Annotated in this window: 12 protein-coding genes; 11 read left to right on the top strand and 1 reads right to left on the bottom strand. The window is 44.1% G+C overall.

Features of this window, described 5'->3' with window-relative positions; translation table 11 throughout:
- Positions 1 to 36: 36 nt before the first annotated feature.
- Positions 37 to 1941, bottom strand: coding sequence for an ATP-binding cassette domain-containing protein (locus HADU_RS02535; protein ID WP_008303262.1), 1905 nt, complete (start codon positions 1939 to 1941; stop codon positions 37 to 39).
- 35 nt (positions 1942 to 1976) lie between these two features.
- Here HADU_RS02535 and HADU_RS02530 point away from each other — a divergent pair, with 35 nt between their 5' ends.
- The 11 genes from HADU_RS02530 to HADU_RS02480 all read left to right on the top strand — a co-directional run bounded on the left by HADU_RS02530 (position 1977) and on the right by HADU_RS02480 (position 13449).
- Positions 1977 to 2222: a SlyX family protein gene (locus HADU_RS02530; protein ID WP_004813295.1), complete on the top strand. Its 246-nt coding sequence runs from the start codon at positions 1977 to 1979 to the stop codon at positions 2220 to 2222.
- A 178-nt stretch (positions 2223 to 2400) separates the two neighbouring features.
- Positions 2401 to 3399, top strand: coding sequence for a hypothetical protein (locus tag HADU_RS02525; RefSeq protein WP_008303260.1), 999 nt, complete (start codon positions 2401 to 2403; stop codon positions 3397 to 3399).
- A gap of 70 nt (positions 3400 to 3469) precedes the next feature.
- The gene (locus HADU_RS02520) at positions 3470 to 3919 is read left to right on the top strand and encodes an ammonium transporter (protein WP_004813293.1); all 450 of its coding nucleotides are present in this window, start codon (positions 3470 to 3472) and stop codon (positions 3917 to 3919) included.
- 32 nt (positions 3920 to 3951) lie between these two features.
- The gene (topA, locus tag HADU_RS02515; protein ID WP_008303258.1) at positions 3952 to 6594 is read left to right on the top strand and encodes a type I DNA topoisomerase; all 2643 of its coding nucleotides are present in this window, start codon (positions 3952 to 3954) and stop codon (positions 6592 to 6594) included.
- A 92-nt stretch (positions 6595 to 6686) separates the two neighbouring features.
- Positions 6687 to 7490, top strand: a complete 804-nt coding sequence (locus HADU_RS02510; protein WP_005220844.1) for an NYN domain-containing protein — start codon at positions 6687 to 6689, stop codon at positions 7488 to 7490.
- Between the two features lie 3 nt (positions 7491 to 7493).
- Positions 7494 to 8252 carry a hypothetical protein gene (locus HADU_RS02505; RefSeq protein WP_008303255.1) on the top strand — a complete coding sequence of 253 codons (759 nt, stop codon included), beginning with the start codon at positions 7494 to 7496 and terminating at the stop codon, positions 8250 to 8252.
- 122 nt (positions 8253 to 8374) lie between these two features.
- On the top strand, positions 8375 to 9517 hold the full coding sequence (locus HADU_RS02500) for a glycerate kinase (RefSeq protein WP_008303254.1): 1143 nt from the start codon (positions 8375 to 8377) through the stop codon (positions 9515 to 9517).
- Positions 9518 to 9810: 293 nt separating this feature from the next.
- The gene (locus HADU_RS02495) at positions 9811 to 11799 is read left to right on the top strand and encodes an ATP-dependent helicase (protein ID WP_008303252.1); all 1989 of its coding nucleotides are present in this window, start codon (positions 9811 to 9813) and stop codon (positions 11797 to 11799) included.
- Between the two features lie 83 nt (positions 11800 to 11882).
- On the top strand, positions 11883 to 12134 hold the full coding sequence (locus HADU_RS02490) for an RNA recognition motif domain-containing protein (protein ID WP_004890294.1): 252 nt from the start codon (positions 11883 to 11885) through the stop codon (positions 12132 to 12134).
- 429 nt (positions 12135 to 12563) lie between these two features.
- A complete protein-coding gene (locus HADU_RS02485) occupies positions 12564 to 13067 on the top strand; it encodes a DUF6586 family protein (protein WP_004813280.1) in 504 nt (167 codons plus the stop codon).
- A 103-nt stretch (positions 13068 to 13170) separates the two neighbouring features.
- Positions 13171 to 13449: a hypothetical protein gene (locus tag HADU_RS02480; protein WP_004813278.1), complete on the top strand. Its 279-nt coding sequence runs from the start codon at positions 13171 to 13173 to the stop codon at positions 13447 to 13449.
- The last annotated feature ends 25 nt before the right edge of the window (positions 13450 to 13474 follow it).

The raw sequence follows: 13474 nt of genomic DNA, 5'->3' as shown, positions 1-13474 counted from the left end.
TGAATACAGATGCTTGGCATGGGAGAAATAGAAAACTTAAGCTTTGGTCATATTTTCCAGTTCATCCCAACGTTCCATTTTTTCCAGCAAAATCTCGTCAATTTCACCTAAACGTTCAGATGCCTTGGTGGCTGCTGCTGCATCTTTCACAAACCATGAGCCATCTGCCAGTTTGTCAGAAAGTTCAGCCTGTTCACTTTCCAGTGCTTCGATTTCTGCAGGCAATTGTTCAAGTTCACGTTGATCTTTGTAGCTGAGTTTCACCTTTTTCGGTGCAGGAGCAGCCGCTGCGGCTTCAGCTTTGGCTGCAGCTTTTTTAACGGCAGATTTTTGATCGACCGCTGTCTGGTTCGGACGTTGCTCTAAATAATCCTGATAACCACCGATGTATTCATCAATATTGCCTTTACCATCAAATACCCAGGTTGAGGTCACGACGTTGTCCATAAAGGCACGGTCATGCGAGATCAGCAGTAATGTGCCTTTATAGCCACTTAACATTTCTTCTAATAGTTCAAGGGTCACCATATCCAGATCATTGGTTGGTTCGTCCATCACAATCAGGTTTGATGGTTTAAGCAACAGTTTTGCCAGCAAAATACGGTTACGTTCACCACCAGACAGTGCTTTTACTGGTGTACGGGCACGTTCAGGTGAGAACAGGAAATCTTGTAAATAGCTATAGATATGACGACGACTGCCATTGATATCGACATGGTCAGAACCTTCAGCGACGTTATCTTTTACCGATTTTTCCAGATCCAGTACGTTACGTAACTGGTCAAAATAAGCCACTTCAAGCTGTGTACCAGTTTTCACCGTACCGCCATGCTCAAGCTGGCCTAAAATCGCTTTAATCAGTGTGGTTTTACCAACACCGTTATCACCGACTAAACCAATACGATCGCCACGCATTACCAGTGCCGAGAAGTCATTAATGATTGGTGCATTGTCACCAAATTTCACGCTGAGGTGTTTAATCTCAAATACGACTTTACCAGAACGGCTCGCATCCTGAGTTGCCATGCTCACTTTACCTTGTTGTGAGCGGCGTGCTTTTGATTCTTCGCGTAATGCTTTAAGCGCGCGGACACGACCTTCGTTACGGGTACGACGCGCTTTAATCCCTTGGCGAATCCATACTTCTTCTTCAGCAAGACGCTTGTCAAACAGCGCATTCTGCTTTTCTTCGGCTTCCATCTGCTGTGCTTTAAGCTCGAGGTAACGTGAATAGTTACCTTCGTAGCTACGCAATGTACCACGATCCAGTTCAACAATACGGGTTGCAATGCTGTCTACAAATGAACGGTCATGCGAAATAAACAGGAGGGTTAAATTATTTTGATCGAGCAGGAATTTCTCTAACCATTCAATGCTCTCAACGTCCAGATGGTTGGTTGGTTCATCAAGTAACAGAACGTCTGGTTGAGTGAGCAGGGCACGAGCCAGCAGCACACGACGCTTACGGCCACCGGATAAATCGGCAAGGTCTGCATCCGGATCCAGGCCCATTTTACTCAGGATAGAGTTCACCTTGGTTTCTAAAGCCCAGCCATCCAGCTGATCCATCTTGTGCTGCAATGAACCCATGCGGTCACAAGCTTCCATATCACCCAGTACGCAGGCTTCGCTGGCTTCATGATAAGCACGTAGAAATTCTGATGCTTCACCTGCGCCATCTGCCACGATATCCGCGACTTTGCCCGAATCCATCGGCACGTCTTGGGCCAACATGGAAATTGTGATGCCATTTTGTAAGGAAACTTCACCACTGTCAGGTAACAGGCTTCCTTCAATCAGTTTAAGTAAGGTAGACTTACCTTCACCATTACGGCCAATCAAACACACTCGTTCACCGCGTTCTAAATTAAAGTTAGCGCCGTCGAGCAGTGCAGGTCCGCCAAACGCGAGTTGGACGTCCCTTAGGGTAATATATGCCATAATGGTTTCCTGAAATCCTATGATGAGGACTTAAAATGACTAAACAACAAAATCTAAATGAACAGGCGTCATTTTCCGCACCCATTGAAGATTTGCAAGTCCGAATTGCATTTTTGGACGATTTAGTTGAACAGTTGAATCAGCAGGTGACCAGGCAGAATCTGGAAATCATCAATCTTCAGAAGCAAATGACGCTGTTATATCAACGTGTTGAGTCGGCAGATTTGTCTGAGGGCATTGCAGAATTCGACCCGATTATTGATCGACCACCGCATTATTAATTATGTAATTGGTCATGTAGAAAACCCTCCATTGTGAGGGTTTTCGCTTTAATGGGTCTATGCTTTGTTTCAGCAGGGTAATCCTAGTCAGTAAAACTAGCCATGCTTAAAATAATTTGACCTTTTTCACGCTTGCCCCTCTAATAGCGCTTCCAGGTTTTGTTCAGATTGGTGTTCCATGTCACAGAAAGTTGTTTTACTCGATCTTGAAAATAATTTCCCGACCGCCACTCTATTACGTGAAATCACCAAGCATTATCCAATCTTGTACCTGTTTAGCTGTGCCGGAAAGTTTGAATTTGAACTGGAAGACCTGACCGAACTGGCAGGCTGGATCGCCAGTGGGCAAGTGGTCATTCTGGACATTCCTGAAGCTGAACACCGTGAATATGAATATGCGGTCATTGTCGGACAGCTGATGGCACTGCTGGAACCGGACACGCATGTGGAACTGATTTCAGCCATGGACAGCAGTGAAATGCTGATGCAAATGCTGATTGCATCTGACATTAGCTGTAGCCTGATTCAGGTACAGGCAGAACCGGAACAGGATAAAAAAATCTCTCCTAAATTCAAGATCCCAAGTCTCGACACCATTCAGCAGAAACCCACTTTACAACTGGTGAAAAAATATTGTGATGCACTGGCGAAAATGCCAGGCAAGCCAACCACATTGGAAAGCCTGAAAAATTCTGTGGCAAATATTTTGCAAGTACTGCCAGGTAAAGCGCAGCATGTAGTCGGAATGCTGATTAACCTCAAGATTGTAAAACGCTATGAAGATCAGATTGCCTTCCGTAAAAAGGTATTAAAACAATGGTCACAACTGGATCTGTCTGCTGCACCAACTACATCACGGGATCTAGGTCAGGCCATTGCTGAATTGACCCCGGAAGAGCCAGAAAAAGTCATTGAAGAACAATCTGCCATTCAGTCTGCACAACAGGGATTGTTCAAAAACTTTGACCGCATTGATCCGGTACAGATGGAAGTGGCACGCAAGCTGCGTGAACTGCAAGGTGACAAGCCTAAAGATATTTATGAATTGCGAGATTTACTGGAACAGTTATTTCCAAAATCCGATGTGCGTTTATTGCTGAAGGAACTGCTGGAGAAAGGCTATATTTACTGGAATGGTCATGAAGTTCTCTACAGCCATGAGATGTTCCTGAATTAATTTTGTCGCGCAAACTTGCGTTTTATATTGAGCTTATGCAACTCTAATAATAGAACATAAAGGTTGAGCTATGGAAAATACAGGAATCTGGGTTGCTGTCGTCATCATTGTATTTGTACTGGGATCTATTTTTGGTCTGCGTGTCAGCCCACGAGAAAGAGCTTTGGGCATGATGCGTGAGAAAGCCCGCAAGATGGGATTACACCCACGTCTGGTTGTGGCTCCTGACTGGACCAAAGTGCCGATGGCCACTGAAAAGCGTGCCAGTATGGTGGCTTATTATAGTGTGCTGATACCAGACGCACGTTTGCCACTGATGCGTGCCCGTGTGGTCGATCAAAAGCTTGAGCTGGTACAAGGCGATGACAAATTTAAAGATTTTCCCATTGCATTAAAAGGCATTTATGCTATTGATATGCAGGCAAACTGTGTTGGACTGTATTGGGATGAAGAAGCTGATCTAAAAGCGGCCCAGCTCGATGACATCAAGGCACTATTACATTCCTTGGCTGAACTTTAATTTTTTAGAATATACAGGATTAACGGTTAATTATGGCGAACGCTCCTCGGTCCACATCAAAAAGCAGCACAGCGAAGTCTTCCGACGCTGGAAATAAGCGTGCCTTAGTGATTGTGGAGTCGCCTGCAAAAGCGAAAACAATCAACAAATACCTCGGTTCGAACTACATTGTGAAATCATCTGTCGGTCACGTACGTGATTTACCGACAGGCGGCTCTGCCAAAAGTACAGAGAAAAAACCAGCAACGCGAACCAAGCTGACTGAAGCAGAAAAAGCGGAAAAATCACAGCAGGCGTTGATTAACCGTATGGGCGTAGACCCGGAACACGACTGGAAAGCTAAATATGAAGTCTTGCCTGGCAAAGAGCATGTGGTTGCCGAACTGAAAAAACTGGCCTCGCAAGTTGATGAAGTCTACCTGGCAACGGATTTGGACCGTGAAGGGGAAGCGATTGCCTGGCATTTAAAAGAAGTGATCGGCGGTGATGATTCACGTTACCAGCGTGTGGTCTTCAACGAAATTACCAAAAATGCCATTCAGGAAGCATTCAAGCATCCAACCCGTCTGGATACCAACAAAGTCAATGCTCAACAGGCACGCCGTTTCTTGGACCGTGTTGTAGGCTTTATGATCTCGCCATTGCTGTGGGAAAAAATTGCCCGTGGTTTATCGGCAGGTCGTGTGCAATCCGTTGCAGTAAAACTGGTGGTTGAGCGTGAACGTGAAATCCGTGCCTTTATTCCTGAAGAATACTGGCAAGTATTTGCTGATACCAAAGCGAAAAAAGATGACATTCGCCTGGAAGCAGTGAAGCAAAATGGTAAGACCTTAAAGCTGCACAATAAAGCTGAAACTGATGCTTTGTTGAGCCTGATCAAAGATGCTGAATACAAGGTGATGAGCCGTGAGGATAAACCAACCAAGGTCAATCCAAGCGCGCCGTATATCACTTCAACGCTACAGCAGGCAGCCAGCACACGTTTAGGCTTCTCGGTGAAGAAAACCATGATGCTGGCCCAGCGTCTGTATGAAGCTGGCTTTATTACCTATATGCGTACTGACTCCACGTTCTTGAGCGATGATGCAGTCAATATGGTACGTGGTCACATCGAATCTGAATTTGGTGAAAAATATTTACCAGCCAAGCCAAACCGTTATGGTAATAAAGCCGGTGCGCAGGAAGCCCACGAAGCAATTCGTCCTTCAACTGTTGGCTTAAAAGGTGATAGCCTGGTTGGTGTGGAACGAGATGCACAGCGTTTGTATGACCTGATCTGGCGTCAGTTTGTTGCCTGTCAGATGACACCTGCTGAATATTTATCTTCTACGATTTTAGTCGATGCCAATGGTGTGGAGCTGAAGGCCAAAGGCCGTACTCTGGTATTTGATGGTTTCACCAAAGTTCGTGGTGCCAACAAGGCAGATGACGATATTTTATTGCCAGCTGTCAAAGTGGGTGAAGTCCTCAAGCTAGAGAAACTTGATCCTTCTCAACATTTCACTAAACCACCTGCACGCTTCACTGAAGCCTCCTTGGTAAAAGAACTTGAAAAACGTGGTATTGGCCGTCCTTCGACCTATGCCGCGATTATCTCGACTATTCAGGATCGTGGTTATGTGAAACTGGATAACCGTCGTCTCTTTGCCGAGAAGATGGGTGAGATCGTTACTGATCGTCTGGATGAAAGTTTCAACAACCTGATGAACTATGCTTTTACAGCAGATCTTGAAGGTCAGCTGGATAAGGTGGCAGATGGTGAACGGAACTGGAAAGATCTTTTAGACAGCTTCTACGGTGACTTTAAGAAGCGTTTGACCAATGCACAGGGTGAGAGCGGTATGCGCCGTAACCAGCCGGTAGAAGTCAATGCCGTACACTGTAAAGAATGTGAACGTCCAATGCAGATCCGTACCGGAACGACAGGTGTATTCTTGGGGTGTTCAGGTTATAACCTGCCGCCTAAAGAGCGTTGTAAAGGCACACTGAACCTGACCCCGGTTGAGTCTTTGGCTGCACTGTCTGACGATGATGCCGCTGAAACTGCTGACCTGATGTCGAAAAAACGTTGTCCGATCTGCTCAACTGCGATGGACAGCTACGTCATTGATGGTGGTCGTAAACTGCATATCTGCGGTAATAACCCGGACTGTGCCGGTTTTGAACTGGAAGAAGGTGAGTTCAAGATCAAGGGCTATGATGGCCCAACCATTCCATGTGACAAATGTGATGGCGAAATGCAGTTAAAGACTGGCCGTTTTGGTCCTTATTTTGCCTGCACCAGCTGTGAAAATACCCGTAAGGTTTTGAAAAATGGTCAGCCTGCGCCACCGCGTGTTGATCCAATCAAGATGGAACATTTACGCTCAACCAAGCATGATGATTTCTTTGTCCTGCGTGATGGTGCCGCAGGTCTGTTCCTGGCAGCGAGCAAATTCCCTAAAGTACGTGAAACCCGTGCACCGAAGGTGGCGGAACTACGTACCGTTGCAGAGCAGCTGGATCCGAAGTATCAGTTTATCTTGCAGGCGCCAGATGTAGATCCTGAAGGTAACCCGACGTTGGTGAAGTTCAGCCGTAAGAACCAGTCGCAATATATTGGTTCAGAAACACCTGAAGGTAAGCAAACCAAATGGTCGCTGGTCTACCAGGATGGAAAATGGGTTGAAGCCTAAAAGCTAAAAGTAAAAAATGCCGACATCAGTCGGCATTTTTTATGGCAGAATAAATTTTAGAAATTTGATTAATAATAAAATTTGGGGAAGGTGTGGATATTCAAACAAAAAAATTCGCAGTGCTCATTGATGCGGATAATTCATCAATTAATGCAATCGCATCAGTTTTAGAAGAAGTTGCTAAATACGGTATTGCCAGTGTTAAACGTGTTTATGGAGATTGGAGCAGTGAAACCTTAAAAAATTGGCGCGATGTTTTACTTCCACATGCAATTACACCTGTACAGCAATTTGCCTATACCAAAGGTAAAGACGCAACAGACATGATCCTGATTATTGATGCTATGGACTTACTTTATGCAGGAGCATTAGATGGGTTCTGTATTGTATCCAGTGATAGTGATTTCACGCCCTTAGCTTCACGTATTCGTGAAAATGGTCTCACTGTCTATGGTTTTGGCAAAAAAGCTACTCCTGAAGCATTCAAAAAAGCATGTGATAAGTTTATTTATGTTGAAAACTTAATTGTAGATAGTGAAATTAAAAATAATGAGGATAGTGAAGAAACAGACTTAACCGATAAAAAGGTTTCGGATATTAGCAAGACAAGTGGACAAAAAACCATATCTGCCCAAAAGGAAATTCAGTTACCTGAAGGGATGGACCGAGCCACACTTAATTTAATTTATAAAGCTGTAAAAGATAATGCAGATGAAAATGGTTGGGCCAATTTAAGTATGGTTGGGCAATACATAAGTGCGGTAAAACCTGATTTTGACTCTCGTAATTATGGTCGTGCCAAACTTTCTGGGTTAATCAAGACTTTAAATCTTTTTGAAACTAAAATTGAAATGAGCCAGATGTTTCTTAGAAAAATAAAAAAACAGAGTGCTTAAAGCATGTGGAAAAAAATCCGAATCCTGATTCTGCTACTGATTTTATTTATGGTCGCAGTCAATGCCTATCGTGACCAAAACCAGGACTGGTCCAAGCCTATTTTTGTCTTGTTGCATCCAATTAATGCGGATGGTTCAGCAGCTACCCAACAATATATTCAGCAACTCTCGGCTCAGGATTTAAATGGAGCACAAGAATATCTGGAAAAGGCTGCGCAGCAGTATCGTGGTCAACCAACATATTTCTATTTTAATCTTGGACGTGAACTGAAAGAATTACCACCTAAAGTTCCTGAGCAGGCCTCAGTTATAGATACCATTGTCTGGAGCCTGAAATTCCGTTTCTATGCCTGGCAACAGCAGCAAAGTTCAGATCCTTCGGCCAATGTGATCTTATATTTAAACTACTATGATCCGGCACAGCATAAAGTGTTAAAGCATTCAACAGCTTTACAAAAAGGCCGGATTGGATCAGTGAACCTGTTCGCTTCCAGGAAACAGACTGAACAAAACAAGATTGTCCTTGTACATGAGCTATTACATGCCTTTGGAGCCAGCGATAAATATGATCTGGCGACCGGTCAGCCGATGTATCCTGTGGGATATGCATTTCCAGATCAGCAACCTTTGTTTCCCCAGGCCAAAGCAGAACTGATGGCAGGACATATTCCAACCTCTCAAACGTCAAGTAAAATGCCAGAATCTTTAAGCCAGACTCTAATTAATGAGATCACTGCGATTGAATTGGGTTGGAAACACTGATGTGGATAATGCTGAATTTACCCAGAACTTTAGTCGTGCTTGTAAATAAATTTAATACTGGCTTATGAGCTTATAGATAGACTGAAACTGCTAACCATAAAATATTAATAATTGAGAAGAATATGCATACTTTTGTCCTGGCACCCGATTCCTTTAAGGAAAGTATGTCAGCCGAGCAAGCGTGCCAAGCTATGCAACGCGGTGTTCTACAGGTCTTTCCTGATGCATGCTGTATTGCTGTGCCTATGGCAGATGGTGGTGAGGGAACAGTAGAGGCCTTGCTGCGCTCCTTGGATGGTCAAGGTATTACCTGTATGGTGACTGGGCCTTTAGTGACTCAGCAAGTGTCTACTTATTTTGCCATAGTCGATTATGGTCGAACGGCCGTCCTTGAAATGGCCAAAGCCAATGGCATACATTTGCTCGCAGCAGAACAACGTAACCCGATGCTGACCTCAACCTATGGCACAGGAGAGATGATCAAACAAGCATTAGATCGCGGTATTGAAAAAATCATTATTGGACTTGGTGGTAGTGTCACCAATGACGGCGGTGCCGGGATGGCACAGGCATTGGGTGTCCAGTTTTTCAATAGTACAGGTGAAGCGATTCAGGTCTGCGGCGGTAATCTAGATCAGATTAATCAAATAGATATTTCCCAGTTAGATGCTCGTTTGAAAAACACCGAAATTCTAATCGCTTCTGATGTCAATAATCCACTGTGTGGACCGAATGGCGCTTCGGCAATCTTTGGGCCGCAGAAGGGAGCAACTCCGGAAATGGTGCAGCAACTGGATCGTAATCTCAACCATTATGCTAATCTGGTCGAAGCAAGTTTAGGTATTTTTATAAAGAATGTAGCAGGCTCGGGTGCAGCGGGTGGTTTGGGTTTTGGCCTTATGGCATTTGCGGATGCCAAGTTGCAATCCGGTGTGGAATTGATTATTGAGCAAAGCCGATTAGCCGAAAAAATTGCTCAAGCGGATTATGTACTGACTGGTGAAGGCAAGATTGACAGCCAAACGGCCTTAGGCAAAACACCGTTTGGCGTTGCTCAGGTCGCACAGCAGTTCAATAAACCGGTGTTAGCTTTTGCTGGTCTGGTGGGTGAAGGAATTGAGTCTTTATTTGATGCCGGCTTTAGTCAGATTGTGGGAATTAATCCACCAGATTGTAGCTTGGAAGAAGCATTAAAAAATGGGGAAGTGAATCTGGAAAAAGCAGTGTCCAAAACTATTAAAAATATTTGGGAACCGAGGACTTAGTGTTCTCTTACAAGATAGTCATTGCTGCACAAACTTTACATAATGGTAGATAATAACGCGTAAGCAGATCTTACTTTTCATGGGTGAGAAAAAGCACTGCTTTGCAAGGTAACAAAAATCCTTTGCTGGATTGAGGGGATATCCCTATACCCTAATCCAGCAGACGGCATCCATGCCATCGACCCTATAGCAAATCAAGAGATAAAATTGGGTGCTGTTTCAGCGCGGATGAAAAGCCATAATTATAAGAGCGATCTGTTAAACTACACGCATCCACAGAATGATGAGTGACCATGAGTTTAGCCAGCCTAATAGATGAACTGAACCCCCAACAAAAACAAGCTGCGACGACTGAAGCAAAGCACAGTTTGGTCTTGGCTGGGGCGGGCTGTGGCAAAACTAAAACCATCGTCGCACGTGCAGCTTATCTGATCGATCAGGGCGTACCTGCGAATCAGATTCAGATTTTGACTTTTACCCGTCGTGCAGCCAGTGAAATTGTCGCACGTGTGGAATTGGCTTTGGGGGAGGAGGCCAAAGGTCTGCGGGCATCGACTTTTCATACCTTCTGTATGTATCTGCTGCGCCGTATTCCCAAAGCATTTGGACTGGAGCAGTTTTCGATTATTGATCGTGATGATCAGTTGATGATGTTCCGTCTGATTCGCGGACGCGATGACAAGAAAAACCCGAATTACCTACCCAAGCCACAAGAGTTGTGTGACCTGTATTCCTTTGCACGCAATACCCGTCAGAAGCTGAGTCTGGCGCTGGAAAAACAGATGCCGGAATATCTGGCGCTGAAAGACCAGATTGCTGACATCATGAAAGAATACGAAACACGTAAAAAGGCACGTAGTTTCCTGGACTATGACGATATTCTGGCGGTGGTCGCGAGTGCATTGGCACAATCAGAAGGACTGGTGGATTATGTTGCTTCAATCTGCCGTCATATGCTGGTCGATGAGATGCAGGACACCAATCCATTGCAATGGGCCTTGCTAGAACCACTCAAAGATCATATCAGTCTGTTCTGTGTTGGAGATGATGCACAGTCAATTTATGGCTTCCGTGGTGCGGACTTTGAAAATATTCACCATTTCAAAGAGCGTGTGCCTGATGCACAGATTTTTAAACTGGAAAAAAATTACCGCTCGACTCAGGAAATTCTAGACCTGTCCAACTGGCTGCTGGATCAATCCGAAATTAAATATGACAAGCGGCTGGATGCACATCGGGGTGAAGGCATTAAGCCAAAAATGCATATCTTCCCGAATGAGTTTGATGAAGCCAAATGGATCGCGATTGATATTAAAGAGCGCCATTATCTGCAAGGCAGTAAATGGTCCGATCATATGGTGCTGGTACGTTCCAGTTATGCAGCGCGACATATTGAAGCAGCTTGTATCGCGGCCAATGTTCCGTATCGATTCATCGGCGGGATGAAACTGTTAGAAACTGCACATGTAAAAGATCTGCTCAGTCTGTTGCGTGTGGTGGCCAATCCGCTGGATGATATCGCCTGGATGCGGTTTTTAACGTTGTGGAATGGTGTGGGTGATGTCGGAGCGAGTAAGCTGTCACAGCAACTTTTAGCTGAGCCAGAGATGGATATCATTGCCGACAAGCTGGAAAAATTTGGCAAGATCCCCCTAGAAACCATTCTGATTATGAAGCAAATGGCGGTACTCAAAACCGAAGTACAGGCCTGTGTGGGTCTGGCAGTCCAGGCCATTGAAGCGCAACTGGCCGAGAACTATAAAAAGGACTGGAATCGCCGTCAGGGGGATTTTGAATTGGTTAAACAGTTAGCTTCCAAACATGCTCAAGTGAGTGAGTTTCTGGAAGAATATGTGCTCGATCCGGTCTCTATTTCTGAAATTGAAAGACAGTCAGATCTTGATGTGGTGACCTTAATCACCATCCATTCTGCCAAAGGCACAGAGCAGAAAGTCTGTTATGTGGCGAATGTGACACCGGGACAGTACCCTCATGCGCGCGCGCAAGGTGATTTTGATGATGTCGAAGAAGAACGCCGGGTGCTGTATGTGGCGTTGACCCGTGCGCAGAATGAGTTGATTTTGACAAAACAGAATCTGAATCACTGGGCACGCGAAACAGTGGATGAGCAGGGCCGTAAAGTCGAAAGTTATTTTATGAATGACCTAACTCGGCAGCTGTGTACTACGGAAACCCATTACAAGACCCGTCAGCAAACCGTGAAAAGTGCCTTAATCGAGCGCCAGTCGATTAATTTAGATTTTGGCATTGATCTCGATTAAACTAGACAGATATTGTTGTATGCAAAAAGTAGAGTAGGCGAGTGCTTTTTGATGTTTTTTGCCTATCTTCTTAAGGTTATCAAATGAAAATTTTAGTTCGTAACTTGGAACGTACTGTGACAGAGGCTGAGTTACTGGAATTGTTCAAGCAATATGGCACAGTGGATACTTGTACACTGGTGCTGGATGCTGAAACTGGTAAGTCTAAAGGCTTTGCCTTTGTAGAAATGCCGCATGGCCGTGAAGCAGTTAAAGCGATCAAAGGTCTGAATACCTTGCGCTTACATGGTACAGGCATTCGTGTGAAACAGGCTGAAGAAAAGCCACAGGCGTAAATAGAAAAAGGAGCAGATAATGCTCCTTTTTTATGGAAATAACTTTTTTGAATGACCAAATAGTTAGAGCTTCTGGTTGAATAACTCAATCCAAACTTTATTATCCATTCAATAAAATAGAGTTTTGTCATAAATCATTTTTAATCACTATAAAGAACATTCCCTCATCCTCTTGCGAAGCAGTGCATCTCATTCCAGAGGGATAAGGGCTTTAAATATCTATTTAAATATGAATAGCATGATCATTTTTTGATTTATGAAAGAGATTTAATGACTCCTCAAAAATTAAAATAAATTACGTCAGTAATTTAGCCCGGTTGTTCATATTTCCTGAAAAGATCAATAAATAAAATAAATTCCATTGTAAAAATAATGATCTGGTCTTAAGTTATAAAAGCCAAAATTTGTTTTAACACTTAGGAAAAATCCATGACTCGTGTTGCTCGCTATCATGCGGACCGTACCAATCAGAAACTTTATTTCGCCCGCCTTGCCTGTCAGCAGGCAGAGCAAACCGATCATGTCCAGCAGGCTCAGGCACATCGTGAATCAGCAGTTTTCCATTTGCATGGTGCAGTCTTGGCTTTTTTGCAGGAACTGGTGCGTTATTACCGTTTAAATGATCTGAGTCCGACCTTGAAATCGATTGAAGAGCAGATGGCTGCGAAAGGGCAGATCTCTCCAGAAGTCACCGTAATGCAGCAACTTTCTAAAGACGGCTTTATCGCTGAGCTGAAGCGTGCTTATCGTTTGTGTCAGTACACACCCGAGCCGAGTGTGCCGGAGCCTGAAGATGAAACATCTTCTAAACTGATTATTAAAGTCACTCAAACACCTCAAGCGTGGTTACCAGATACAGCAATCCTGCGTGAATGGCATCGAGACCTGACACAATTGATTGATGGTTTTCGCAATGAGATGGTGGAATTTTAATCCGACCAATGGCCCTTGAAATTGAAATTATTAACCATATATCCAATAAACAGCGATGCAAAGTGATTCTGCGCTTTGCCACCATGTTGAACATGGAGGACATATGTCTATAGAACAATTGAAAGAACTATTTGGTAGTCAAGAAGCGATTTTAGAACTCGTTCAACTGGAAAGTGGTGAGTTAGCATTACGCAATGCAGGCTCAGAAAAACAGCCATTGGTCATTATTCAGTTTAATGATGAAGTAAAAGCACTTCTCGGTGATCAGACCCCGGTGGTTGCTCAGCATATGATTCAGGCGGCTTTATTTGGCCTGCTCGAAAAGCAGGCAAATGAAATGCAGGCTGAAATTGTGGATGAAAAACCAAAATATTTAAGTTGATTGCTCTCCCATTCTAAATAAAAAA

Origin of the sequence: Acinetobacter sp. HA, assembly GCF_000264725.1 — a bacterium.
GTDB lineage: Bacteria > Pseudomonadota > Gammaproteobacteria > Pseudomonadales > Moraxellaceae > Acinetobacter > Acinetobacter schindleri.
This window is presented reverse-complemented; position numbering and strand designations above follow the sequence as displayed.